The 24,715-nt window shown below is 44.9% G+C and carries 24 protein-coding genes; 16 read left to right on the top strand and 8 right to left on the bottom strand.

Going from position 1 to position 24,715, the window contains the following annotated elements:
- Positions 1–3: 3 nt before the first annotated feature.
- Both IL_RS06605 and rmf read left to right on the top strand, forming a co-directional pair.
- Positions 4–1,749 (top strand): DUF3466 family protein, encoded by a 1,746-nt coding sequence (locus tag IL_RS06605; RefSeq protein ID WP_011234531.1) that lies wholly within the window; start codon positions 4–6, stop codon positions 1,747–1,749.
- 174 nt (positions 1,750–1,923) lie between these two features.
- A complete protein-coding gene (rmf, locus tag IL_RS06610; RefSeq protein ID WP_011234532.1) occupies positions 1,924–2,100 on the top strand; it encodes a ribosome modulation factor in 177 nt (58 codons plus the stop codon).
- A gap of 73 nt (positions 2,101–2,173) precedes the next feature.
- On the opposite strand, the gene fabA is transcribed toward rmf, so the two are convergent.
- The 5 genes from fabA to IL_RS06635 all read right to left on the bottom strand — a co-directional run bounded on the left by fabA (position 2,174) and on the right by IL_RS06635 (position 7,041).
- Positions 2,174–2,686 (bottom strand): 3-hydroxyacyl-[acyl-carrier-protein] dehydratase FabA, encoded by a 513-nt coding sequence (gene fabA, locus IL_RS06615; RefSeq protein ID WP_011234533.1) that lies wholly within the window; start codon positions 2,684–2,686, stop codon positions 2,174–2,176.
- A gap of 82 nt (positions 2,687–2,768) precedes the next feature.
- Positions 2,769–4,685: a Lon protease family protein gene (locus IL_RS06620; protein WP_011234534.1), complete on the bottom strand. Its 1,917-nt coding sequence runs from the start codon at positions 4,683–4,685 to the stop codon at positions 2,769–2,771.
- Between the two features lie 392 nt (positions 4,686–5,077).
- Positions 5,078–5,371, bottom strand: a complete 294-nt coding sequence (locus IL_RS06625) for a type II toxin-antitoxin system RelE/ParE family toxin (protein WP_011234535.1) — start codon at positions 5,369–5,371, stop codon at positions 5,078–5,080.
- Positions 5,359–5,631: a CopG family ribbon-helix-helix protein gene (locus tag IL_RS06630; RefSeq protein ID WP_011234536.1), complete on the bottom strand. Its 273-nt coding sequence runs from the start codon at positions 5,629–5,631 to the stop codon at positions 5,359–5,361. Before IL_RS06630 ends, IL_RS06625 begins: the two co-directional genes overlap by 13 nt.
- A 498-nt stretch (positions 5,632–6,129) precedes the next feature.
- A complete protein-coding gene (locus IL_RS06635; RefSeq protein ID WP_011234537.1) occupies positions 6,130–7,041 on the bottom strand; it encodes a LysR family transcriptional regulator in 912 nt (303 codons plus the stop codon).
- A 114-nt stretch (positions 7,042–7,155) separates the two neighbouring features.
- Between IL_RS06635 and IL_RS06640 the strand changes: the two genes are divergently transcribed.
- Positions 7,156–7,716, top strand: coding sequence for an FMN-dependent NADH-azoreductase (locus IL_RS06640; RefSeq protein WP_011234538.1), 561 nt, complete (start codon positions 7,156–7,158; stop codon positions 7,714–7,716).
- A 17-nt stretch (positions 7,717–7,733) separates the two neighbouring features.
- On the opposite strand, the gene IL_RS06645 is transcribed toward IL_RS06640, so the two are convergent.
- Positions 7,734–7,925: a CPXCG motif-containing cysteine-rich protein gene (locus IL_RS06645; protein WP_011234539.1), complete on the bottom strand. Its 192-nt coding sequence runs from the start codon at positions 7,923–7,925 to the stop codon at positions 7,734–7,736.
- Positions 7,926–8,027: 102 nt separating this feature from the next.
- Here IL_RS06645 and IL_RS06650 point away from each other — a divergent pair, with 102 nt between their 5' ends.
- The 13 genes from IL_RS06650 to ttcA all read left to right on the top strand — a co-directional run bounded on the left by IL_RS06650 (position 8,028) and on the right by ttcA (position 23,024).
- The gene (locus IL_RS06650) at positions 8,028–9,107 is read left to right on the top strand and encodes an efflux RND transporter periplasmic adaptor subunit (protein WP_011234540.1); all 1,080 of its coding nucleotides are present in this window, start codon (positions 8,028–8,030) and stop codon (positions 9,105–9,107) included.
- Positions 9,100–12,225, top strand: a complete 3,126-nt coding sequence (locus tag IL_RS06655) for an efflux RND transporter permease subunit (protein WP_011234541.1) — start codon at positions 9,100–9,102, stop codon at positions 12,223–12,225. The genes IL_RS06650 and IL_RS06655 overlap by 8 nt, the downstream gene beginning before the upstream one ends.
- A gap of 99 nt (positions 12,226–12,324) precedes the next feature.
- A complete protein-coding gene (locus tag IL_RS06660) occupies positions 12,325–13,965 on the top strand; it encodes a methyl-accepting chemotaxis protein (RefSeq protein ID WP_011234542.1) in 1,641 nt (546 codons plus the stop codon).
- A gap of 142 nt (positions 13,966–14,107) precedes the next feature.
- Positions 14,108–15,544, top strand: a complete 1,437-nt coding sequence (ccoN, locus tag IL_RS06665) for a cytochrome-c oxidase, cbb3-type subunit I (protein ID WP_011234543.1) — start codon at positions 14,108–14,110, stop codon at positions 15,542–15,544.
- 11 nt (positions 15,545–15,555) lie between these two features.
- Positions 15,556–16,176 (top strand): cytochrome-c oxidase, cbb3-type subunit II, encoded by a 621-nt coding sequence (gene ccoO, locus IL_RS06670; protein ID WP_011234544.1) that lies wholly within the window; start codon positions 15,556–15,558, stop codon positions 16,174–16,176.
- Positions 16,176–16,358 carry a cbb3-type cytochrome oxidase subunit 3 gene (locus tag IL_RS06675; protein ID WP_011234545.1) on the top strand — a complete coding sequence of 61 codons (183 nt, stop codon included), beginning with the start codon at positions 16,176–16,178 and terminating at the stop codon, positions 16,356–16,358. The genes ccoO and IL_RS06675 overlap by 1 nt, the downstream gene beginning before the upstream one ends.
- Positions 16,351–17,304 carry a cytochrome-c oxidase, cbb3-type subunit III gene (gene ccoP / locus IL_RS06680; RefSeq protein WP_011234546.1) on the top strand — a complete coding sequence of 318 codons (954 nt, stop codon included), beginning with the start codon at positions 16,351–16,353 and terminating at the stop codon, positions 17,302–17,304. The genes IL_RS06675 and ccoP overlap by 8 nt, the downstream gene beginning before the upstream one ends.
- Before the next feature lie 53 nt (positions 17,305–17,357).
- Entirely contained in the window at positions 17,358–17,855 is a 498-nt protein-coding gene (locus IL_RS06685; protein ID WP_011234547.1) for a FixH family protein, read from the top strand.
- Between the two features lie 4 nt (positions 17,856–17,859).
- A complete protein-coding gene (locus IL_RS06690; protein WP_011234548.1) occupies positions 17,860–20,238 on the top strand; it encodes a heavy metal translocating P-type ATPase in 2,379 nt (792 codons plus the stop codon).
- Positions 20,235–20,420: a cbb3-type cytochrome oxidase assembly protein CcoS gene (gene ccoS / locus IL_RS06695; RefSeq protein ID WP_011234549.1), complete on the top strand. Its 186-nt coding sequence runs from the start codon at positions 20,235–20,237 to the stop codon at positions 20,418–20,420. Before IL_RS06690 ends, ccoS begins: the two co-directional genes overlap by 4 nt.
- Entirely contained in the window at positions 20,392–21,060 is a 669-nt protein-coding gene (locus IL_RS06700) for a sulfite exporter TauE/SafE family protein (RefSeq protein ID WP_228757929.1), read from the top strand. Before ccoS ends, IL_RS06700 begins: the two co-directional genes overlap by 29 nt.
- A gap of 68 nt (positions 21,061–21,128) precedes the next feature.
- Positions 21,129–22,055, top strand: coding sequence for a universal stress protein UspE (uspE, locus tag IL_RS06705; RefSeq protein ID WP_011234551.1), 927 nt, complete (start codon positions 21,129–21,131; stop codon positions 22,053–22,055).
- Positions 22,056–22,121: 66 nt separating this feature from the next.
- Positions 22,122–23,024, top strand: a complete 903-nt coding sequence (gene ttcA / locus IL_RS06710) for a tRNA 2-thiocytidine(32) synthetase TtcA (protein ID WP_011234552.1) — start codon at positions 22,122–22,124, stop codon at positions 23,022–23,024.
- A 69-nt stretch (positions 23,025–23,093) separates the two neighbouring features.
- On the opposite strand, the gene IL_RS06715 is transcribed toward ttcA, so the two are convergent.
- Positions 23,094–23,939 (bottom strand): glucosaminidase domain-containing protein, encoded by an 846-nt coding sequence (locus IL_RS06715; protein WP_011234553.1) that lies wholly within the window; start codon positions 23,937–23,939, stop codon positions 23,094–23,096.
- 7 nt (positions 23,940–23,946) lie between these two features.
- Positions 23,947–24,702 carry a hypothetical protein gene (locus tag IL_RS06720; protein WP_011234554.1) on the bottom strand — a complete coding sequence of 252 codons (756 nt, stop codon included), beginning with the start codon at positions 24,700–24,702 and terminating at the stop codon, positions 23,947–23,949.
- Between the last annotated feature and the right edge of the window lie 13 nt (positions 24,703–24,715).

The following is a 24,715-nucleotide window of genomic DNA, read 5'->3' on the forward strand; positions in this document are numbered from 1 at the left end:
TTAATGAAATCATTTACGTTGAAGTCACTTACCGTAGCAATTGTTTCAACAGTCTCTTTTGCATCTGCAGCAGACACTTATAATATTGAAACAATTGAAACTTTGAATAATTATCGAAGCAGTATCCCGCAAAGTATTAACGCAAGTGGGCAAATTGTTGGTGTTGCACGTTTTCCCGAAAATGTCGAAATTGATTTTTCTAAAGTTCCTTCGCGACTACTCGCGCAGATAGGTTTTGATCCCGAAGAAGATGAAGAACTGACTATTGCTCAGTATCAGGCAATTGTAGAAAACCTGGGAAACTATGCAAATAGCAGCCTTCAGACTCAGCGTATTGGATTGAACCAGGCTTTTATTTATAACGGGACTAGCAGTGAAGTTAACGCGGTATCAGCAACTGCGGATCAACTCGCTAATAGCGTCGACAGCTTCTTATACTCTATCAATAATGCCAATACAGCGGTTGGTGTTACTAGTGCACCGTTTGAGCTTATTGAACATCAATATACCAATGCCGACGACGAAACTGAGACTGCAGAGTACTTCGTATCAGACTTTCTAAGTCGCGGAATGTGGTACAACAACGGCGAATCCAGTGTCGTTGAACCTCAAGCTCAGGATTACCTGGGGGGCGAAAGTGCCATTTTTGATATCAACGATAGTGGACTTGCTGCCGGTTATGAAAGCATTGGTTTAAGTCCTGCTGCGACGACTCGAATTGAAGAGAGCTGCGAAGACCCTGAAGTTGCCAGTGCATCACAGCCCCTGGAGGTTTGTGTATGGGGCATTTGGAGGGGCTTGCAAAATGCCGATGCGTCGAATATCGCGGCCTTTAATAATAGCCGTTATCGCTATAGTCGTCCGCGTTCAGGTTATAATGCGGGTCGTTCTATCTATGACATTCGCGGAAAGTTATGGCAGTTTGACGCCAGTGGTGAAGTCATTAGCCAAGTTGAATTACCAACTTTGGTAGAAAGAAGAAGTGACGATGAAAATGACTTTTCAAGCTACGCTTACGCCGTTAATAATAATGACATAGCGGTAGGGCAAAGCTGGACTTATCATCCTGATCGCGGTGCTATTCGCATGCCGGCAATTTTCCAGAATCAAGAGGCGCTGCCTGTAACTGAAGACCCGGTTTATTTGTGGGGCTCAGCAACAGACATCAACGACTCGAATATTGCTGTCGGACATTTAACCAAACGTCCCGCAGGAACGTTGCGAAGCTACGGCTTCTATTACGATGTTGATGCGAGTGAATTGACGATTCTTGACAGTTTCTTTAATGGCGCATCGACTGTCATCCGCAGTATCAATGATAACGGCGAAATGGTCGGTACAGCAGAGGTTGACCCTACATTGTCTCAGGTTCGTGCTCGTGCTGGTTTCTACTATGATATGAGTGCAGAAGCCCCACAAATTATCAACCTGAACAATACCATTAGCTGTGACAGTGAATACAATATTGTTGATGCCAATGATATTACCGAAAACGGTGAGATTATTGCTACAGCGCTCAAAACTGAAGAGTATACAGACGAAGAAGGGGAAACCCGGACCCGTGAAATTCTTGTCAATATAAAGCTCGATCCTATTGAAGGCGAACTTAATAACTGTACTGACAATGAAGAACCTGTAGAGCGTCAGGGCGCAGCTGTCGGGCTTGGCTCGCTACTTGGATTTGGCGCCTTAGGTTTGCTTATTACCGGAATAAGAAGAAGAACCTTCCTTAAGACCAAAAAATCATAATAGGTCTTAAAATAAAAAGTAGCACAGTTTCAATCCGTTAAAAAAAATCAATGGATACTGTGCTGCTTTTACAATTGAACTCTCACCAAATAAGTCTATCAATAGTAATGAGGCAGCAAAAATGTCTCAACTCTCTAAATAATAATCTGTGAATAACAGGCGAGGGATAGATTTATGAAAAGACAAAAGCGCGATCGCTTTGAAAGAGCACATACTCAAGGCTTTAAAGCTGGTTTGCATGGTCGCTCAAAAGACAACTGTCCTTATCAAACCCAGGATGATTTTCGTTCCCACTGGCTGGGAGGTTGGCGAGATGCAATGGAAGCCCGAAATACCGGCCTATTCCGCTGATTGTCAGAGACATTAAAGGTTAGACGAAACGCCGATAGCGAAAGCATCGGCGTTTTTTTAATTCAAAGAGGGGCTAAAAAGTAGAGGTGTCGGTAAACAAGCCAACTTTTAAGTCTTTGGCTGTGTAAATTTCGCGACCATCAACTTCGACACGACCATTTCCTACGCCCATAAATAATTTGCGCTTAATAACTCGTGTCATATCAATAAAGTAACTGACTTTTTTGTGTTCCGGCAGAATTTGCCCGGTGAATTTAACTTCACCAACACCTAGTGCACGCCCGCGCCCCGGGCCACCAGACCACGCCAGGTGAAAACCAAGCAACTGCCACATAGCATCAAGACCCAAACAGCCAGGCATTACCGGGTCACCTTTAAAGTGACAGTCAAAGAACCAAAGGTCAGGGTTAATATCGAGCTCGGCATGGATAAAACCTTTTCCGGCCGATCCACCGTCTTCGTTAATTTCAATGATGCGATCCATCATTAACATATTAGGTGCGGGCAACTTACTGTTACCAGGACCAAACATTTCCCCGCGACTGCAGGCAAGAAGTTCTTCACGAGTAAAGCTCGATTGATTCATAAATACCCTAATTAATTGTATAAAAAACTAAGCCGCAGTTTAGCGTACAACTGTACGCCAGACAAATCCGACAAGTGCTCTATTAACCAAAAAGGCGCTGCCAAAAACCACGTGGTTGATCATTATCAGAACTATCAAGCGTTCGCTCCCGAACCTTTTCGAAAAGCGTTTTAACTGACGTTTCTGTTAATAGCTCCAAAGCTTCTTCAACGTGCTCAACCGTATAAACGTGAAATTGTCCATTTTTAACGGCTTCTACAATCTCATCATTCAGATTTAATTGATGCTTATTTGACTGTGGAATGATCACGCCTTGCTCGCCATTAAGGCCCCGATGAGCACAAAGGGCGTAATAGCCTTCAATTTTTTCATTCACCGCACCAATTGACTGAACGTTACCAAATTGGTCAACGGCTCCGGTTATTGCAAGCGATTGTTTGACGGGCTGCTCCGCTAACGCCGAAATGAGGCAGCAAAGTTCGCCTAAAGAGGCGCTGTCACCATCTACCTCATAATACGATTGTTCAAATACCACTGTAGCTGATACCGATAGCGGCTCATGGCGGGCAAATTGATTCGCCAGATAAGCACTTAAAATCATAACTCCTTTGGTGTGAATATTGCCCGAAAGATCAGACTTACGTTCAATATCAATAATGTCGCCGTCACCATAGTGGATAGTTGCCGTAATACGGGAAGGCTCACCGAACTCACTGCCGCCCATAGTCACTACCGTCAGGCCATTTAGCTGGCCAACTGCAGAACCATGAGTGTCAATTCGAACCTGCTGCTCGAGTATGCTGCGGCGGCTCAGTTCAGCAAGATTACCTTCACGATCCCGTTGTTGCTGCAGCGCTAAATCGATTGCGGCCTTGTCTATCTTTGCGTGCTGATTCTGCAGCGCACAGTCGTTGGCTTCGCGAAGCAGCTGCAGTAATTGTATTGTGTTTAACGTGAGCTCTTGCTGATAATCCGTGTATCGGGCACAAACTCGTAGTAAGGCTGAGTAACCATCTGTACTTAACGGCAGCACATCGGCGAGTTGCCACACATACTGCAAGTAATTGAAGTAGGGCGCTACCGGCTCATTTTGAGTTGCATAATGGCCGTGAAAATCAGCCAAAAACGGGAAGAAGTTATCAAAGTCTTCGTCATACTCGCGCAGCTGTGCGTATTCGTTACGTGAACCCAATAAAATAATCTTAATATTAATGGGCACAGACTCGGGTCGATAAAAGAATGCCGCGCCGGAAGTCGGTGACTGACGCGGCCACTCAAATTCTCCACCTTCGATAACATCTTTCAGGCGTTTCCAGAGCGTGATGTTTTCAAGCAACTGAGCAACTTCAATAGCCAAAACGCCACCGTTCGCTTTATGCAAAAGGCCGGCCTCAATCAAATGCAGCTCTGAACTTACCGTTCCTTCAACCGATTGCACACCAATGTGACCAAAGAGCCGTTCCTCAGTAACACGGTCGCAATAGTAGTAAGGGGCAGGGTGCTGATGTCCCACTAAAACAGAGGCCAGGCTCTCGCCCTGAATGTCCTCGGCCTTTTTATCCCGTATTTGTTGCATGTAGTCACGCAGCTTGTGGGTATCAAACTGTTCAATAATGGTGTTGTAAGCTTCTTCGCGCTGATCTAGCGGACGCTGCAGAAAACCCCATATCGCTTTAATTGCAGCGTCGGCGGTTCCTGAAGGCAAGTTAACGCATAGAGGACGCAGAGGATCGGACGGATTCGCCAGATACAGCCAGTCATACCAATTAGTGAACTCCCAACGACTATCTGTAAAGTAGGCATCCAGGATGTCCCGTTTTAAAAGGCCACCAGGAAATAAAGCATAAATATTAGAGTATGTACCATGCTGACGTAACGCGTTTTTTAAGGCTGTAACAGCACGTTTTTGCCCAACTAAGGCATCTTCTTTAAGTTCCGCAGGCAGCTCTTTGAGCCACTCGCCGGTTTGTGGCTGTAGCGCCAGACAGTCTAATTTCATTAAATTGTTCTTCTCTTAACTAGCAATAACGACATGATAACAGAAATGCTGAATTGAGAGAGTTTTGCTGTGGGAAATAACGACGGCCTGAGGTAGCTTTGCCATTTTGTCACTGGAGAGAAATTTCCGTTTTGCTTCAGTTTCGGTATTTAGTTTCCATCGTTTGAAGCTGAATCTCGGTAATCAGAGGCCTAAAGGGGATGCTGGTGGTAAGGATTTAAATTTAAGCCTGTTTTGAGGGAATGCCGAAATACCGTTCTTTTTCTAACTAAATCAACTGGTAAGTTCAACTAGACTGCACACATTAATCGTTTTGATGATTACATACTGGATATGAACCGGCAAGCTCTGCGCCCGGATTATCGTATTGAGGTACTGAGTAAGCCAAACGATCACGAATAGCCAACTTCCTTTTGGTGTCGCACCGCAAGGATGATCGTTTCAAAGCCATCGTAACGGTAGAGAGCAACATAACCGCTCTGGCCAAAATCAATGAGCCACTCTCTAAATTCAATGGGCATATCATCCAGCGGGCGGCCAATCTCGGGTTGGCCAGCCAAAATAAGGACGTTTTGGCGAATGCTTTTGACGGCCTTACGGGCCACTATCGGGTCTTTATCTCGTAAAAAATCATGCAGACGTTTCACGTCCGCTAAAGCGGCCGGGGACCAAATTACTTGTGACACGTCGGCAGCTCAGCATCGTCACCCGATTCAAGTTTGGCTAACCATTCATCAGCTTCCTCTGCCGTCAAATGCAAACCATTATGCTGATAATCCTCCCAGGCGCGAAGTGCGTCCTGTTTAAACGCTTCCCGTTTTTCTTCACGTTCAACATAATCCTGGATCGCCTGACGCATGATCCAGTGTGAGGAACGGTGCCGGACGTTCGCCAGATTTTGCACGCGTTTTTTCATGTCGTCATTCAGTTTTACGGATGTTGCCATTTCTGACCTCCCGAAGTAATAAGGGGTAATACCTTTTAATACTATATTAAAAATATCGGACTAGCCAGTGATTTTGAGCAGTAACAAATCCATTTGCTTGTGTCACTAAAGTACCGTAGAAATAATGTCAGGAGAATAAAGCGGGCCAGTATCTGGGGCTTTTAAGTTTTTCCGAGAAAGGACGCATCTTGAGCCGTTTTTAGATGGTTGTTTGTATTGTAATACGCCGGAGTATTACCGAAGAACGGCTGAAAGAAGCCCATAAACCAACTGAAGATGAGTTTTGCTCGTCTTCGGGTTTTACGCCTAAATCCTTTGTTTAAAGTCGGAATGTGGCGACCAAGCCCTGAGAATTTGCCAGAATTTTCGGGGCTTTTTTTATGGTCATTTCACAGGTCTGAAAAGCACCTGAAATTCGATACTACTTGATTGCGTATAATGTATATTATGTTAAATCATAACTATATCAGTATAACGCTAGTACGAAGCACTTACTTTTTAAAACTGCTGCTGTGCAAGATGCGGAAGCTTTTCAGCGAGGAAATCGATAAGGACACGCACTGCCGGCAATATTCCGCGTCGGTGCGAGTACGTTATATGCATAATTCCGATGGGTAGATGCCAGTCGGTTAAAACGGGGACGAGTTCCCCGCTATTCACTGCATCGTTACAGAGGTAATTTGGCAAAGCGACAATACCAAGTTTTTTTATTGCAGCTTCTCGTAAGACAATCATGTCGTCGGTGATAAGCCGGGGTTTTATTCTGATGTTTTTTTGCAGCCCTGAACTATGGATCAATTCATAACCATATCGTCCGTTGGTGTAATGCATACTCAAATGTTCGAACGTTAATAAGTCCTCAGGCTCAGTTATTGAGTTCTGATTTATTAAATCGGGAGCGATATAAAGGGTTTGAGGAGCCTGACTTATGGGTCTGGCTATTAAACTTGAGTCTTCTATATTTTTTCGTACGCGCAAAGCAATGTCGATGCCCTCTTCTATTAAGTTAACTGGCCGGTTTGTCACAACAAGCTGAATTTCAACTTCCGGATACAAGCTCATAAATTCAGGTAACACCTGGACTAACAAGCTTTGACTTAAAGCATAGGGCGCGCTTATTTCAACTTTCCCCCGGGGTTTATCCAGTAAACGTTGTGTCACTTGCTGAGCCGATTCAGCCGCGCTGACAAGTCGCTCGCAGTGCACCAGAAACTCACGTCCAACGTCGGTTAGTTTAAGTCCTGATCGGCTTCTGTGAAACAGCCGGGTGCCCTGCTCTTGTTCAAGTAAAGCCATTTTTCGGCTTATGGTGGATTTGGGCAAACCGAGCTCCCGTGAGGCTGCGCTGATACTGCCGCAGGCCATAACCTGAGCGAATAGGTAGTAGTTTGTGACATCAGGAAAGGACATTGAGAAAACCTCTTTGGTTCCGAATTTGGAACGATAGTTTCCATTTTAACCACTTATTAGATTAATTGGAACGAATTATACTCCTTGCATCAATTAAAAAACCAAGAGGTTTCTATGAAAGTTTTACATTTGGATTCAGGTATCTTTTTAGAACAATCTGTTAGCCGTCAGGTTAGTCAGAACATTGTTAATAAACTTAAAGAAAAACAAGACATTACCCTTTTTCACCGAGACTTGGTTGCAAACCCTGTTCCTCACCTGGCAGCTGATGAGTTATTAGCTGAAGAGAAGCCTTTGATTGATGAGCTGGTTCAAGAACTGCTCGATGCAGATACGCTTGTCATTGGTGCACCAATGTATAACTTCACTATTCCGACTCAGCTAAAAGCTTGGTTTGACCGTGTATTGCAAGCTGGTGTCACTTTTAAATATACAGAACAAGGCCCTCAAGGCTTGGTAAATGGCAAAAAAGTTTATATCGCGTCTGGTCGGGGTGGCATCTATTCTCAAGGTGAAGCCCAGGCTATGGATCATCAGGAAAGCTACTTAAAACAGGTACTTGCTTTTATCGGTATTACCGACGTGACCATCATCCGCGCCGAGGGCATGAACATGGGTGATGAACCACGCCAACAAGGCTTCAAAGAAGCTGAACAGGAAATTGAAACAATATAACTTTTTAAAAGCGCACCTTATTCATCATCACGGTGCGCTTTAATTTGCACATCATCCCCTAGTTGCAGAATTTCGATCTCTATTGGCTGACAACAGATCTGACAATCGACAATCTGATGTTGGCCAATATCATTTATCCAATCAATTTCAATGTCATTTATTGCCATACAATAAGGACATTCGAATGTTTTCGGATCCGTTAAGCTCATACAAGCCCCTTAATTGTCTCTGTAATCTACAATAGTAATCGAATCTGACGAAGTTTGCGTAACATTCAGACAACTTCCTTTTAACAAAATAGCTGAGTACGAATGATGGCATCATGGTTCAGGCAGTCTGTTTTCTTAATTCCGTTAGTCTTTATCTCTGCAGTAATTAGCGATCAAGCCCGTGCTCAGACGCCGGTCGAGTACGTTGAAGCTAAAAAGCAGCCGATAATTAATAGCGTTGACTTACCGACCACCCTATCCGCTTTGAATAACTCTCAACTCAGTTTTGCTGTCGAAGGAAAGTTATTGAGCCTGAACAAGGATATAGGTGACAGAGTGAGCAAAGGAGATTTGCTTGCACGGTTAGACGCGCGTCAAATTAATTCGACTATAGAATCTTTACAGGCTCAGGTCGACAGCGCTAAAGCCAGTCTTGCCGACGAAAAACAGCAGCTAAGTGAACTGGAAGAGTTAGCTGAAACCGATTTTGTTCCCACTAGCGATTTAAGGCGCTCACGTACCCGGGTTCAGGTTGCACAGGCACAGCTTGCAGAAACAAAAGCATTGCTAAACGAAACCGAAGTTAATCAAAATTATCATCAACTTACAGCACCTTTCGACGGCGTTATTGCTAGTCGCACTGCGGATTTAGGCGAATGGCTAAGTGCCGATCAGATCGTTTTTCAGTTGGTCGGCAGTGACAATCAGCATGCTGATGTGTTTCTTTCGCAGTCTTACTATTCCTCTATAAACTCTGATACTCAAGCATCGCTTAGCTACAAAGATACAACTATTGATGCTCGTTTAAGTCGCATAGTGCCTTTTGTGGATGGAAATGATCGTTCTTTTCAGGTTCGCCTGACTGGGGATTACCCTGATAACTGGATTGTTGGCATTCCATTAGAAGCCTCATTTGAGATAGACACCGGACGGGTTCAGGCCTCTGTGCCTCAGGATGCGGTTGTTCGTTACAGTGATGGCAGAACCTCTGTCTGGATAGCGGTGAACGAAAATGGTGAATGGCAAGCTAAGGAACTGTCAGTTGAGCTCGGCTTACGCTTTAATGGCTATGTCGAGGTGGAAAGCGGTGTAAGTGAAGGCGAGAGAGTCATAGTACGCGGTAATGAAGCTCTAACTGATGGTCAGGCGCTAAAGCTTACGGAGTCTGCTGACTATGATTGAAGCCGTAATAAAGCATAAACATGTCACCATCGTCGCCATTTTAATACTTTGTTTATTGGGAATAACGGCAGCATTGCGTATTCCGGTACAAATGATCCCTGACTTAGAAGTCAGAACGATTTCTGTACAGACTCAATGGCCGGGTGCCACACCGCAGGATATCGAAAAAGAGATACTAATTGAACAGGAAGAGTTTCTTCGCACTGTTCCCAACTTGCAACGTATGGAAAGCAGTGCCAGTAATGGCGAAGCAAGCATAGAACTGGACTTTCCTTTCGGGGTTGATGTTACCGAAACATTAATTCTGGTTAACAATGCGTTAAGTCAGGTTCCGGATTACCCCGAGAACGTCGATGAGCCTCGTATTTTCTCGGCTTCCTTCTCAAGTAATGCGTTTATGTACTTTCGGGTAGCTCCAATTGAGGATAATCCTAAAAACATCAACATGATCATGATGCGCGATTACATAGAAGACAACGTTCGTCCAAGAATGTCTTCGGTCGCGGGCGTATCACAAGTGAATGTCAGTGGCGGTGCTCAAAGACAAGTTCGTATTCTGATGGATAAAGATGCACTGATTCAGTACAACGTATCGGTTGCTGACGTAAGAACATCAATAAGCGGCCGTAACAGAGATACCTCAGCCGGAGAGCTTGAACAAGGAAAACGCCGTTTCCTGCTGCGCACGGTGGGTCGTTTTGATTCGCTTGAAGAAATAGAAAACACCATTATCCGCAGAACCGGTGACAGTCTGGTTAGATTAAAAGATGTTGCTGATATCGACTTTAATCACTTTGAGCTGAACAGTGAGTCCTGGTTTAAAGGCCAGCAGGTACTGAGCCTTCAGGTTCAGCGTGAGCTGGGCTCTAATGTCATTGATATAAAATACGCGATGCTGGACGAAGTTGAGCGCATTAACGAAGAATTGCTGCGCCCGGCCGGTATGGAAATTACGCTAAATTCCGATGATGTTCGCTATGTCGAAAGTTCAGTTCAGAATGTACTGGTGAACTTACTGTTAGGCGCCCTGTTCGCAACTCTGGTTATGTATGGTTTGATGCGTTCAGGCCGCGCGACGTTAATTGCGGTTATCGGTATTCCAATTTGTACTCTGGCTGGTTTTCTGGGGCTGTTGCTACTGGACAGAACCATCAACGTCATTTCATTAGCTGGCATAGCATTTGCCATTGGTATGACTTTGGACAACACCATTGTGGTGTTAGAAAGTATTGAGCTTGAACGACGTAAAGGACTGAACCCTAAAGATGCGGCAATTGAAGGTGTGAAACGAGTCTGGACCGCGGTGCTCACCTCTACCCTGACCACCGTCATGGTCTTCCTGCCAATTCTCTTTATTGTTCAGGAAGCCGGACAATTGTACTCCGATATTGCGATTGCCATTTCGGCGTCCATTATTGCTTCGATGTTTGTTTCTGTGACCTTAGTGCCTTTACTTGCAGCTTATATTCCTGCGCAGGCAAAAACCAAAGTAACAGACAAACTGACCAACCGAATTGAAGTAATCAGTAGTCGGCTTTTACGTTCCAAAAAGTCAAAACTCAGTACTGTAGGAGTGACTTTTGTTGCTGTGGTGGCAATTTGGTGGCTTTTGATGCCCCCCGCGGAATATTTGCCTGAAGGGGAAGAAGCTAAAACTTTTGCCACTATGAGCGCCCCACCCGGCTATAGCTTGCAAACCATGTCTTCTATTGGGGATGAAATACGTGATATTTTCGATCCGGCATTAACCACGGAAAATACTGAGGTTACCCGTGCAGGGGTCACTATTCCCGCACTTAAAACGATGAGTTTGAGTGTTGCCCCTTCGAATATCCGCATTATTGCTGAAACCCGCGATACAAGCCGGATTGATGAGCTAATGGAAGTTATTACTCAAGTTTACGAGCGCTACCCCGGCATGCGGGCCTTTGCAGCTAAAGGCTCTATTATAAGCAGTAACGATGGTGGTACCCGCAGTATCAATGTCGATGTTGGTGGACAAGAGCTCAACGAAGTTTATGCGGCCGCACGAGCCATTTATGATCGCTCGCAAGAGGTTTTCGATGACCCCAGAATTCAATCTACACCGAACTCTCTTACTCTGGCCCAGCCTTTATTAGAGGTGCGTCCTGACTGGGAACGGATGAGTGAATTAGGTCTGGATGCGGACAGTTTTGGTTATGCTGTTTCTGCATTAACTGACGGCGCCTTTGTCGGTGAGTATTTTCAGGGTGACGATAAAATTGATATGTACCTGTATAGCAATAAAGGCACAGAAGTGACACCGGAGATGCTGGATGACTTGCCACTACTTAATGTCAACGGTCGGCCTGTGGTACTGAATGCTATAAGCGATGTACGCGAGATTGTTGATACCAGTACCGTGCGCCGGGTCGATAGTCGCCGTACAGTAACCTTAAACATTATACCTCCGGAGTCAGTTGCACTTGAATCTGGAGTTGAAATAGTTCGTTCAGACGTCTTGCAGCACTTACGGAAGCAAGGTGTCATAGCTGCCGATATTTCAACCCAGTTATCTGGGGCCGCTGACCAGCTTGCAGAAACCCAGGCGGCCTTAAGTGAAAACTATGTTATTTCCATAGCCATTATTTACCTACTGATGGTCGCCATTTTTGCGCACTGGGGGTATCCGCTACTGATAATGGCAACCATACCCATGGGGATAAGTGCCGGGATAGCCGGGCTGGCTCTTATGAATGGTGTTGGCCAGCTTTTACCCGTTGTTGGGTTACAGCCACTGAGTCAGCCTTTTGACATGATTACCATGCTCGGCTTTCTCATTCTTATGGGAACCGTCATTAACAACCCTATTCTGGTCATTGAGCGGGCAATTTATCTTCGCGATAAAGAGAACTACTCACTTAAAGAGGCGGTTCAGGAAGGTTTGCTGTCGCGCGTCCGCCCGATAACCATTACCACCTTAACCACGCTATGCGGTATTGCGCCTCTGGTTTTTATACCCGGAGCCGGCACGGAATTGTACCGGGGCGTTGGTGCTATTGTGATGTTTGGTTTAATCGGCGCAGCATTAGTTACTGTGTTTACCTTGCCAGCTTTATCGGCGTTGGTACTTAAAGGGAGAAAGATCAATTCCTAGAAAAATAAACATTATTAAGCTACTTTTCTGCTGTAAAGATTTTGTAAACTGCCGATAGCCTATTACGAAAGCTTTCCGACGATTGAGTAAGGAATATTAATGAAAATCGTACAGCAGTTAAGTATCACACAGAGACTTATATCATTATTGGGTATCGCCGCTCTGGGGACTGCCCTGATGGTAGCCTTTATGATGTTCTTACTGAATAACCTGTTGGTCAAGGAAGAGAAACGTAAGCTCGATTCCGTTCTTGATACTGCTCACAGTGTGGTCAGTCATTACCACCAGCAATACCTAAACGGTAATTTGACTGAGGAAGAAGCAAAAACTAAAGCTTATACCAGTCTCGACGAGATTAGATACGAAGGCAGCGAATACATTTTCACACTGAATCGTGATGGAATTCTGGTTCAGCATCCTTTTACTAAACAATTAGTTGGTAAGGATGTAATGAGCTATGAGGATCCTGAAGGAACACGTCTTTTCCAGGAAATGGTTCGCAAAGCACGTTCGGCCAACGAAGCTACAGTAGAATACGTTTGGCAAAAAGGCAGTGATGCCAATAACCTCGTCGCGAAAGTCAGCCGGATACGAGTTTTTGAACCATGGAATATTATCCTTGGTACAGGACAGTACAGCGACAACATTACCGCTATTCTATGGCAGGAGTTTTTTAAATTAGCTGGTTTAGCCGTTGTTTTATCCGTGCCCCTGCTTTTGTTATTTGTTGTCATCATACGCAGTATCACCAGCCCTTTAAAAACCATTAATAGTGCTATGTTCGACATCGCCGAAGGCGAAGGCGATTTGACTAGACGACTGAATGAATCGGGTTCTGATGAGCTTGCCCGACTAGCAAAATCATTCAACACCTTTGTTCATAAAATTCAGCAACTTGTTCAAAGTGTGCAGGAAAGTGCCAAAAATGAGAGCGAAGCTGCAAGTCAACTGACTGAGTTATCGGGTACCAGCAGCCGTCAAAGTGATGAACTTAGCTCGCAAACAAGTTCTGTTGCGACAGCCATCACCGAACTGTCGTCCTCCGCTGCAGAAGTTGCTGATCACGCTCGTCAGGCTGCCGACTCGGCTAATACGGCAGACGAAGAAGCTGGGCGCTCAGCTATTATCGTACGAGAATCCGTTAATAATATTGAAGCACTAACCTCTGAGCTGGGTAAAGCAGGCGAAAAAGCCCGCTTACTGCAAGACGGCTCTGACAAAATAGGAAACATACTCGGCGTCATTGTTGCTATAGCAGAACAAACCAACTTACTGGCGTTAAATGCGGCTATTGAGGCTGCTCGCGCTGGCGATGCCGGACGAGGGTTTGCGGTCGTTGCCGATGAAGTTCGAACGCTGGCAACCAAAACTCAACATTCAACGGATGAAATTTCTTCAATTGTGGAAAGTATCCAGGGTGCGATTAAAGATGTGAGCCAGATCATCAGCGATGTTGAACGTCGCTCGTCCTCTACAAACGAGGAGGCTCTGAAAGCCGAGCAAGCGATAAGTCAGATTCAGGAAGCCGTTGCGAATATATCGAGCATGAATATACAAATTGCTTCTGCGACCGACGAGCAGAGTCGGGTAACTAAAGATCTGAACGAGAATATCACTGGCATTTCCGACCTTTCTCAAGCCAATCAGGACGCTAATACACGCGTTGCTGAAGTCAGTCGGGATTTGAGTAAAAACAGTATTGATTTGAGTCAACTTGTCAGTCGGTTTAAGACAAAATAACCTTAAAAATACAGGGGATACTGGTAATCTCCCCTGTACCTTTCAACTCACAAGACGTAAAATAAATGCACTTTTACATGGATTGTGTCTGTCTGGTAAAAGTCACCTTTTTCCTGATCTTACATCACTGCGGATTTAAAAGATGAGTCAAACAATTCCACAACAACCGATCGAATATAATATGAAAGTCGTCCGGCAGTTTACTGTCATGACGATTATTTGGGGTATCGTCGGTATGTCTGTAGGCGTATTGATAGCTGCCCAGCTTGTCTGGCCAGAGCTTAACTTCAATACTCCCTGGCTAACCTACTCCCGTCTTCGCCCGCTACATACAAACGCTGTTATTTTCGCGTTTGGTACCAGCGCTCTTTTTGCCACTTCTTACTATGTTGTTCAGAAAACGTGTAGAGTGAGCTTGTTCTCAGACAAGTTGGCAGCTTTCACTTTCTGGGGGTGGCAGGCCGTTATAGTGGCAGCAGTTATTACTCTGCCTATGGGTCTTACCAGCACGAAAGAATACGCTGAGCTTGAGTGGCCTATCGACATTTTAATTACTGTCGTCTGGGTGGCTTACTTAATCGTCTTCTTCGGCACACTGGCTATTCGTAAAACATCGCACATTTATGTTGCTAATTGGTTCTACGGTGGTTTCATTATCGTTATCGCCATGCTGCATATTGTGAATAGCTTCGCTTTACCAGTGTCGTTTATGAAGTCTTATTCAATCTATTCAGGTGCTGTCGATGCCATGGTTCAATGGTGGTACGGGCATAACGCGGTAGGTTTCCTGCTGACCGCTGGCTTCCTGGGTATGATGTATTACTTTGTACCGAAGCAAGCTGAGCGCCCTGTTTACTCTTACCGCTTGTCGGTTGTTCACTTCTGGGCACTTATTTCCTTATACATCTGGGCCGGACCTCACCATTTACACTATACCGCGTTACCAGACTGGACTCAGTCGGTCGGTATGGTCATGTCTGTTATCCTGTTCGTGCCTTCATGGGGCGGCATGATTAACGGTATCATGACATTATCTGGTGCATGGCATAAGCTACGAACCGACCCTATTTTGCGTTTCTTAATTGTTTCTCTGTCATTCTACGGCATGTCGACTTTCGAAGGCCCGATGATGGCAATCAAATCAGTGAACGCACTTTCTCACTATACTGACTGGACTGTGGGTCACGTACACTCAGGTGCTTTAGGCTGGGTTGCTATGATCACTATCGGTTCCATGTACTACCTGGTACCTCGCCTGTTTAACCAGAAAGAAATTCACAGCATTAAGCTGGTGAACGTTCATTTCTGGCTGCACACTATTGGCGTTGTTTTCTACATCGTCTCAATGTGGATTTCAGGTGTGATGCAAGGTCTTATGTGGCGTGCGACAAACTCTGACGGAACCTTAACTTACAGTTTCGTAGAGAGTGTTCAGGCATCATACCCATTCTGGACAGGCCGTTTTATCGGTGGTGTTTTCATTGTAATTGGTATGTTGCTGATGGCTTATAACTGTTATCAGACAATTCGTGCCGGCCGTCGTGAGACAGCTGCAGGCAACGTCGTACAAACTGCCTGAGGGAGAGAATAATGAGTCGTTTTAAACACGAATTTGTTGAAAAGAACTTAGGTTGGTTGTCAATTTTAATGATCATTGCGGTTTCAATCGGTGGGTTAGTAGAAATTACTCCCCTACTGTTTCAAAACCAGACCAATGAACCCATAAAAGGTTTGCAGCCATACACCGCGTTAGAGCTTGAAGGTCGCGATATTTATATGCGCGAAGGTTGTAACAACTGCCACAGCCAGATGATTCGTCCTTTCCGTGCAGAAACGGAGCGTTACGGACACTATTCATTAGCTGGTGAGCACGTTTGGGAATTCCCTCACCTTTGGGGTTCTAAACGTACAGGTCCTGATCTGGCTCGTGTGGGTGACCGTTACAGCGATGAATGGCATCACGTTCATTTAATGAACCCTCGTAATGTGGTTCCTGAATCTAATATGCCAGCGTTCCCTTGGCTTGCAGAAAACAAGCTAACGGGTGAATACACAGCTAAGAAGATGGAAGTTATGCGGACATTGGGCGTTCCTTACGAAGACAAGGACATCGCCGGTGCAAAAGAAGCCGTTCAGGGTAAGACTGAAATGGAGGCGCTTATCGCTTACTTACAATCTCTTGGCACAACGCTACAGCAGGCTGATAAGTAATGGATTACGGAACTTGGCGCGGCGTGTTCAGCCTGATCATACTGGCAATTTTCATTGCCATCGTGGCCTGGGCGTTCAGTCGCCGTACAAAAAAACAATTTGATGATGCGGCTAATTCTATATTTGAGGACGAATCATCAATAGATAACAGCGACAAACCGGAGTCGAAGAAAGATGAGTAGCTTCTGGAGTGCATGGATAATTGTTTTAACGCTGGCCACCTTAGTGGTATTAATTTGGCTACTGCGCTGGAACATGAAAAATTACACTCACATCGAAGAAGGTCAGGAAATGGACCACGAATTCGATGGGATTGTAGAGTTAAACAACCCTCTTCCTAAATGGTGGACCTATTTGTTCTGGGCCTGCTTTGTATGGGGCTTTATATATCTGGCTCTATACCCCGGGCTTGGGAACTTCAACGGCTTGCTAGACTGGAAAAGCTCAAACCAGGATGTTCAATCCTTAGAAGAGTCTCGCCAGGCAATGGAAGAAGCCCATGAAAAAGGGATGATTGTTGAGTATGACCGTGCCGTTCGTGCGGCGGAAGAAAAGTATGGCCCTATTTTTGCGGCATTTGCAGAGCAGCCAATTGAAGAGCTGGCTAAAAATGAAGATGCGCTAGATGTTGGTCAACGTTTGTTCCTGCAAAACTGTGCGCAGTGTCATGGCTCGAACGCGATGGGTGGTCAAGGTTTCCCTAACCTGACTGACGACGACTGGCTATATGGTGGTGAACCAAGCAATATAAAAACCACCTTGCGTGAAGGACGCCAGGGCAATATGCCGGCATTTGGTGAGCAGTTCAGCGATAAAGAAATTAATGAACTAGCAAACTATGTCGCCAGCTTAAGTGGTCGTGAACGTGATGCCGATTTAGTCGAAGCCGGCAAAGCAAACTTCGCAGTTTGTAGTGCGTGTCACGGAGCGGATGGTAAAGGTAACCAGCAGCTTGGCGCGCCAAACTTAACTGACGATGTCTGGCTTTACGGTGGTTCAATTAATAAAATTGAAGAAACTCTGAAGCATGGTCGTAACGGTGTTATGCCCAAGTGGAAAAACATTCTGGGTGAAGATAAAATTCACGTTATTTCAGCTTATGTCTACAGCTTATCTAACGACGAATAAAACCTAGTAAACACAGCCCCGCTACGGCGGGGCTTTTTGTATGAGGTCTCATTATGATTCAACCCTGGTATAAGCAGTTCTGGCCATGGTTTCTTATTTCCCTCCCCGTTACTGTCATGATCGTCTGTGGCGTTATTATTTATCTGTCCGTATCTCAGGGCGGCGTTTCCATGGTGGTTGATGACTACTACAAACGCGGCAAAACCATCAACGCAATTATCGAGCATGTTGAAGAAGCACAACGCCGTAATATCTCTTTTGAGTTTACTGCTGATAAAGGCCTGTTTACTCTTAAATATGCTTCTGGCCAGCCGGAAGAACTGTCTGCTCTACGAGTGTTTTTTATTCACGCTACACAAGATGAAAAAGACTTTACCCGCATGTTGACGGTTGCTTCAGATGGTACCTATCGAGCAGATATTCCTGAAGAGATAGAGGGCAAGTGGACCATAACCGTTGAGCCTTTTAATGAAGTCTGGAAAGTAAGCGAAAAATATCAACTACCAAAATCCGAGTTGACTAAACTTCGTCCGTTATTATACGGAGTTTGATTGAATGGAATGTTTTCACTGCCTGCAGCCGGTTCCCAAAGGGGTTAATCTTGCTGTTGAGTACAAAGGTTCTGAGAAACCGGTCTGTTGTGCTGGATGTCAAGCTGTGGCACAAACCATCATTCAGCACAACCTGCACGCTTATTACGAACACAGAGACACATCTCAATTACAGGACTCTCCCGTTCTTCCTGAAGAATTAAATGATTTAGATCTCTACGACAACCCTGACTTACAAAAAGAGTTTGTAAGGCATGAGGGAGCCGACACCGAGCTGGCAACTCTCACCGTAGAGAACATTACCTGTGGCGCCTGTGGCTGGCTAATTGAACGTGAGCTATTGCGCCTTAAAGGTATACAAAAAGCGGTGGTTAATGTTACCAGCCGCCGGGTTCAGGTTAGCTGGTCTCCTGCTCAATTAAAACTAAGCGATATTTTAAGAGTTTTAGCCAATATTGGATACAAGGCTCTGCCATTCCAGCCCAATGAAGCCGAGCAACAATATGCAAGGCAGCGAAAGAGTTATATCCGTCGATTAGGCGTAGCGGGCATTGCTACTATGCAGGTTATGATGATTGCCTTTGGCCTGTATTTCGGCGTTGTCAGCGACTTATCACCTGACTTACAACGCTTTCTCTGGAGCGTCAGTCTGGTTTTCGCGACCCCTGTTATTCTTTATAGCGCACAACCTTTTTATGCAGGTGCCCTAAGAGCTTTACAGGCATCGCGTTTGAACATGGACATTCCCGTCAGTATCGCCTTATTAGGCGCCTACAGTGCCAGTGTGTACGCGACAATAACCAATACGGGTGAGGTTTATTTCGAATCTATATCCATGTTTACTTTCTTCTTGTTGACGGGCCGTTTTTTGGAGTTACTGGCAAAAGAACGAGCATTGAAATTTGCCACTAACCGTCTGACCTTACTGCCTAAGCTGGCTAACCGTGAAACTCCCGAGGGCTATGAATCCGTTGCTATTAAATTGCTGGAAACCGGTGACATTATTCGTGTGAAAGCTGGTGAGACTATTCCTGCAGACGGTGAATTACTGAATAAACAAGCTCAGGTTGATGAAAGCTTGTTGACCGGAGAAAGCCTGCCCAGATCAAAAAAACTTGGAGACGCGGTTATTGCCGGCAGTATTAATCAACACTCTCCAATACGGATAAAAGTAACAGCAACTGCTCAGCAAACAGTTTTGGCCGGCATTATTGCAATGCAGGATTCTGCTTTAGCGGTTAAACCCAAGGCACAGCAAGTTATCGATAAACTGGCGGGTTATTTCATTGCTGCAATTTTAACCGTTGCAGTTATTACCTATTTCAGCTGGTGGTGGATACAGCCAGATCACGCCCTGTGGGTTACTTTGGCTGTTTTAGTTGCCACCTGCCCTTGCGCTTTGTCTCTTGCGGCACCGACAGCATTAACTGGCATCATTCATCGACTAAACAGAGATGGTATTTTATTAAAAGGCTCGGATGTCCTTGAGTCCGTTAAACAACTGAATAAAGTGTGTCTGGATAAAACCGGTACCCTAACGGAAGGAAAGTTTCGGCTGGTTGAGCGAAATGACTACATAGACTCTAACACCGTTGATGAACTGATTAGCGGACTGGAGCTTTTTTCCGAACACCCTCTTTCGGTTCCTTTAAGCCAGCTGTCGGACACCCCGGCGTCATTTCAGGATGTCACTAACGAGATGGGTTTTGGCCTGCAAGGAGAATTCAACCGTCAGTCATATCGCGCAGGTAGTGAAATTTACATTCAGCAGTGGCATCCGGAGTTTAAAGCGACTAACAAGCACCAGGTCGTCATTGCCAGTAAAGAACGCATCCTGGCCGAGTTCAGAGTGGAAGATCAAATAAGAGAAGATGCCGCTGAAACCATTAATTGGTTAAAAAGTAACGGTTATCAACCCATTATTCTAAGCGGAGATAGTGAATCAAGAGTTCAGTCTCTGGCTCATGAACTGGGTATACCTGAATATCACAGTGCCTTGAAACCAGCAGAAAAGCTTGCTTTTGTCACAGCTCAACAAGAAGCCGGGCATACGGTCTGGATGGTTGGCGATGGCATTAATGACAGCCCGGTTCTGGCAAAAGCCGACCTTTCAATGACGTTTTCTCAAGCATCTGATTTAGCGCAAACGGCAGCCGATGTTGTGTTGATGTCTGAATCCCTGAATCAAATTAAAGTGGTAATAGAAAGCGCTCTCAAAACACGCCAGATTATGAAACAGAATTTCATTTGGGCATTGGTGTATAATGTTTCTGTATTACCTGTAGCTGCTATCGGTATGATTGCTCCCTGGGCAGCAGCACTTGGTATGTCGCTTAGTTCTCTTCTGGTAATAGGAAACTCTCTAAGGTTGTATCGAAAATGAGTGTAATTTACGCATTAATTCCCATCGCTATAATTTTCGTTATTATCGCTGTTGCGGTCTTTTTCTGGGCGGTACGTTCCGACCAGTTTGAGGACATTGAACGTCAGGGACTCAATATTCTGATGGACGACGAAGATAACACCAATAACGCTGATGATGAATCCGATAAATCCAAGCGCTGATTTAGTTACAGCCTTGCTGATGGGGCTGGCCGGTGCCGGGCATTGCTTAATGATGTGCGGGGGCATTGCCAGTGCCATGGGCATTAATACCCGCCCCTACCATGTCTGGCTGTATAACTTAGGCCGGGTTTGTTCTTACATGCTTATTGGAGCTTTGGTCGGGGGAGCTATTGGCTTGTTTGCTCCGGAAGGTGGTTATACAACAATCATTCTTCGCTGGTTAGCTGTTGCTTTTCTCCTCTTGCTCGGACTGTATTTTACCGGATGGTTTTCAGGATTGGTGTATCTGGAAAAGTCAGCACGTCCAATTTGGCAGAAAATACAGCCTCTGGCCGCAAAACTCAGAAACAAGCCTGGTATTTTTGCCACCTTCTTTGCCGGGGCTTTATGGGGCTGGTTACCCTGCGGCATGGTCTATAGTGCCCTCAGCTGGGCAGCTTTAAGTGGCTCAGCTAGCGGTGGAGCGCTAACCATGGCTGCTTTTGGTCTGGGAACCTTGCCAGCAATGATAGCCGCCGGACATTTCAGTCAATTTTTGCACCGCTTTTTACGCGCCCAGGGCGTGCGTACAGCTATGGGTGTTTTGCTCATAATCTATGCTTTATGGAGCATGTTGACCTTAATCAAACCTTTTTTCTAATAAAGCCTGCAAAGCGTTCTGCTTTCGTCTAATCTTAATAATGAACATAGATTAACTACGAGGTCAGTATGGACGCATTCCGTCATATTTTAGTTGTTATAGACGCTGCAGATGAGCAGCACAAAGCATTAAAACGCGCTTTACATATGGCTAGATTGAGCGATGCCAGATTAACGCTGTTTTTGTCTATTTATGACTTTTCTTACGAAATGACAACCATGCTATCCAGTGAGGAACGCGACGTTATGCGTTCAAATCTTATAGCGGACAGAAGAGCCTGGTTAACCGACGTATTGAGCGAATTTGATACCGATTCGGTTCGCATTGATATTGATGTGGTCTGGCATAACCGACCTTTTGAAGCCATTATTAAAGAAGCGATAAAACACAAGCACGACCTTATAATAAAAGGTACTCAGGTCAGTGCCAGCTTCCAGAATTTAATTTTCACACCAACTGACTGGCACTTGTTACGAAAAGCTCCCTGCCCGGTTTTGCTGGTTAAAGAACATGAGTGGCCAAGCCACGGGCAGATCATTGCTGCCGTTCATACCGGTTCTGAAGAAGAACATCACCAACAGTTAAATAAACGTATTATTGAACACGCGCAGTCCATGAGCAAAGTACTGAATGCAAGTGTGCACCTGGTCAATGCTTACCCCAGCGCTCCGGTTAACGTAGCGGTGGAGATTCCTGAATTTGATGTCAGCGAATACAGCGATGCACTCGAGCAGCACCACGTGAACCGTATGGCCGCGCTGGGACGTGATTACGGCATTTCCAGCCACTACCAGCATTTGTCGCAAGGTTTGCCGGAACAGGTTATTCCCGAAGCAGCAAAACAACTCGATGCGGAATTGGTGGTATTAGGCACCATTGGCCGCACGGGGTTAAGCGCCGCCTTATTAGGTAACACAGCTGAACACGTACTGGACCAGTTAAATTGTGACGTGCTGGCAATTAAACCAGAAGACTTTGTCAGTCCCCTCGCTTGAGTTTAATGCCTCAGGTATAATCCGGCTCCTCAGAACTTCCAGATGACACAGGTTGCAGGAGCCACTATGGCCAGTGAAAATAAATACAGTTTCAACAAGCTACAGAAACGTATTCGTCGCGATGCGGGAAAAGCCATACAAGATTTCGGCATGATTGAAGACGGCGATCATATTATGGTGTGTCTGTCAGGCGGCAAAGACAGTTACACTTTGCTGGACACCCTTCTCTATCTGCAAAAAGTTGCTCCTGTTCGCTTTTCTCTGGTTGCGGTCAACCTGGATCAAAAGCAACCCGGGTTTCCGGAGCATGTGCTTCCGGCCTATCTGAATAAGCTTGGTGTTGACTACAAAATTGTTGAAGAAGACACCTACAGCATCGTAAAAGAAAAAATTCCCGAAGGAAAAACAACCTGTTCGTTATGTTCCCGTCTTAGACGAGGCATTTTGTATCGCACAGCGAAAGAGTTAAAAGCGACTAAAATAGCTCTGGGCCATCATCGCGATGACATGATTGAAACCCTTTTTCTGAATATGTTTCACGGTGGCAAGTTAAAGTCTATGCCGCCAAAATTGGCCAGTGACAATGGTGAGCATGTAGTTATTCGCCCTTTGGCTTATGCCCGTGAAAAGGATATAGAACAATACTCAGCTGCAATGGAGTTTCCTATTATCCCTTGTAACTTATGCGGCTCTCAGGAAAACCTGCAAAGAAAACAAATAAAGCAAATGCTTAACGGGTGGGACAAACAATTTCCGGGCAGAATTGAAAGCTTATTTACGGCAATGCAAAACGTTGTACCCTCACATTTGGCCGACAGTGCCCTGTTTGATTTTAAAGCCGTTACCGCAGACGGCGTTGCTGATGAAAATGGCGATAAAGCTTTTGATACTGACAGCTTTACTACAAACTTTGAAACTGAAGATAGTCCTGTTTTTGCCAGCAATATTCCCATCAAACATTTGGCCTAAACCAGATACAAAAAGAGGCTCTGAATTGAGCCTCTCTTATGTTTATGCCAATATAATTTCGCTTAAACCTTACTCTGGCTGCGGAACTTCCGGCGTATTCAATTCCTCGCTGACTCGTTTCACAATGGGTCGATTGATACGAATCATCGCGCGTAATTCATCAATATACTCTTCTCCTCGTTCAGAGTAGCTTGATAAGCCGGTAATTAAATCTCTTGCCAGTATGTCCTCGTTATCCAGGCGTTTTTGCTCTCGCAGCAAACGTAAATCGAGATAAGCGCCATGAGTATTAATATTGCGCATATAGCTTTTTACGGAAGCGTTAACAGAATCAAACTGCGCAACTTCATGGCGCCCATCGTCATCTCTTTGGTTAGGAACTAAGCCGCAACCTTTGGAGTAACACCACTGGCCAAATAAGTTCAGACCTTGACGTGAGAATCTGGAAGTTCCCCAGCCTGACTCATTTGCAGCCTGAACCAGCACCATCATTTCTGGAATAATATCAATACGGCGCTTCAACAAACCAAATAAATTTTCATCAATCGCAATATCGTCTTCCAGTCGATAATACTCTATCCAATCTGCTATTCGTTTTTTATCCGCTTCGGTCAGTTCATTGCTTTTAAATCGTTCGTGAATTGCCTTGAGGTATGCTCTGTCATGCAATATTCGTATATTTTCGGCCTCCACCAAAGGCAGTAAAAAGCGAAAGAATTCTTCTTTCTTTTCTGTAACATCGGTCATCGACATAAAATCTGGTAAGTCTCTTTGAACCGGCACTTCAGGAATTGCCGGTAAATGAGCCGTGACTGACTGTTCAGGTGTTTCTACCTCGGTATCTTTAATAAGCCAGGGTAAAAGTAATGCCGCTACGCTCAATACAATAAATAGTAATATGGTTAATAATCGCATGTAGTCCTCAAGCCGAAATATTCTCAGACGAACTGTCTTTTTTGGGTTTCTCAATAACTGTTACGCCAATGACTTCTCTATAGACCACTCCAATAAGGTTACAAATCATCGGTAACACCCAAATAAGACCTAATCCAAGAGGAATAAAAGCCAACAGCAGTAAACCGAACATAACCAAAAATAACAAAATAAATTTAGGCAGCTTGAAATGAATAATTTTTATTGAATAGTATAAGGCGTTTAACGGGCCAACTCCTCGCTCGATCACCAGCGGCATTGCTAAGACTAAAATAGCGGTAACATAAAGCTGAGCAATTATCATAAAATTCGGGTGAATCAAACCAAGTAATTGACCCGCTACTAGTTTTAAAGTTGTACTTACAAGCGCTACAGCAATTAAGGGCATCATTACATTAAAACCATTAAAGACATCTCCCACTTTGGTTTTAATGCCGACACTATGCTTTATACCCATTAATATCAGTCCGCCCAACAATGGAGCTATTAAAACGGAGCCAAGGATATTGGAGATATATTGAATTTTTATTGACCCCATAATCTCTTCAACTGAGAAGACATTCATCAGAGCCTGTACCATCAGAAATGCAGTAGCCAATAAAACCAAAAAACCACCAATTAGCGGGGTCAAATTTGATTTGGTAATGTTAAATGCCTGCTCAAAAATTTGCCGCAACGACAGCTGATAGTTTCCTTTAAGCGATTCAACTAATGAACCACCAATTATTACTTTGTTATCATCCACAGAAATTCCCACA

The organism is Idiomarina loihiensis L2TR (assembly GCF_000008465.1).
Taxonomy (GTDB): Bacteria; Pseudomonadota; Gammaproteobacteria; order Enterobacterales; family Alteromonadaceae; genus Idiomarina; species Idiomarina loihiensis.

Coding starts and splice junctions, on each gene's coding strand:
- IL_RS06605 (WP_011234531.1), top strand. CDS start 4: ATGAAATCATTTACGTTGAAGTCACTTACCGTAGCAATTGTTTCAACA.
- rmf (WP_011234532.1), top strand. CDS start 1,924: ATGAAAAGACAAAAGCGCGATCGCTTTGAAAGAGCACATACTCAAGGC.
- fabA (WP_011234533.1), bottom strand. CDS start 2,686: ATGAATCAATCGAGCTTTACTCGTGAAGAACTTCTTGCCTGCAGTCGC.
- IL_RS06620 (WP_011234534.1), bottom strand. CDS start 4,685: ATGAAATTAGACTGTCTGGCGCTACAGCCACAAACCGGCGAGTGGCTC.
- IL_RS06630 (WP_011234536.1), bottom strand. CDS start 5,631: ATGGCAACATCCGTAAAACTGAATGACGACATGAAAAAACGCGTGCAA.
- IL_RS06635 (WP_011234537.1), bottom strand. CDS start 7,041: ATGTCCTTTCCTGATGTCACAAACTACTACCTATTCGCTCAGGTTATG.
- IL_RS06640 (WP_011234538.1), top strand. CDS start 7,156: ATGAAAGTTTTACATTTGGATTCAGGTATCTTTTTAGAACAATCTGTT.
- IL_RS06645 (WP_011234539.1), bottom strand. CDS start 7,925: ATGAGCTTAACGGATCCGAAAACATTCGAATGTCCTTATTGTATGGCA.
- IL_RS06650 (WP_011234540.1), top strand. CDS start 8,028: ATGATGGCATCATGGTTCAGGCAGTCTGTTTTCTTAATTCCGTTAGTC.
- IL_RS06655 (WP_011234541.1), top strand. CDS start 9,100: ATGATTGAAGCCGTAATAAAGCATAAACATGTCACCATCGTCGCCATT.
- IL_RS06660 (WP_011234542.1), top strand. CDS start 12,325: ATGAAAATCGTACAGCAGTTAAGTATCACACAGAGACTTATATCATTA.
- ccoN (WP_011234543.1), top strand. CDS start 14,108: ATGAGTCAAACAATTCCACAACAACCGATCGAATATAATATGAAAGTC.
- ccoO (WP_011234544.1), top strand. CDS start 15,556: ATGAGTCGTTTTAAACACGAATTTGTTGAAAAGAACTTAGGTTGGTTG.
- IL_RS06675 (WP_011234545.1), top strand. CDS start 16,176: ATGGATTACGGAACTTGGCGCGGCGTGTTCAGCCTGATCATACTGGCA.
- ccoP (WP_011234546.1), top strand. CDS start 16,351: ATGAGTAGCTTCTGGAGTGCATGGATAATTGTTTTAACGCTGGCCACC.
- IL_RS06685 (WP_011234547.1), top strand. CDS start 17,358: ATGATTCAACCCTGGTATAAGCAGTTCTGGCCATGGTTTCTTATTTCC.
- IL_RS06690 (WP_011234548.1), top strand. CDS start 17,860: ATGGAATGTTTTCACTGCCTGCAGCCGGTTCCCAAAGGGGTTAATCTT.
- ccoS (WP_011234549.1), top strand. CDS start 20,235: ATGAGTGTAATTTACGCATTAATTCCCATCGCTATAATTTTCGTTATT.
- IL_RS06700 (WP_228757929.1), top strand. CDS start 20,392: ATGATGAATCCGATAAATCCAAGCGCTGATTTAGTTACAGCCTTGCTG.
- uspE (WP_011234551.1), top strand. CDS start 21,129: ATGGACGCATTCCGTCATATTTTAGTTGTTATAGACGCTGCAGATGAG.
- ttcA (WP_011234552.1), top strand. CDS start 22,122: ATGGCCAGTGAAAATAAATACAGTTTCAACAAGCTACAGAAACGTATT.
- IL_RS06715 (WP_011234553.1), bottom strand. CDS start 23,939: ATGCGATTATTAACCATATTACTATTTATTGTATTGAGCGTAGCGGCA.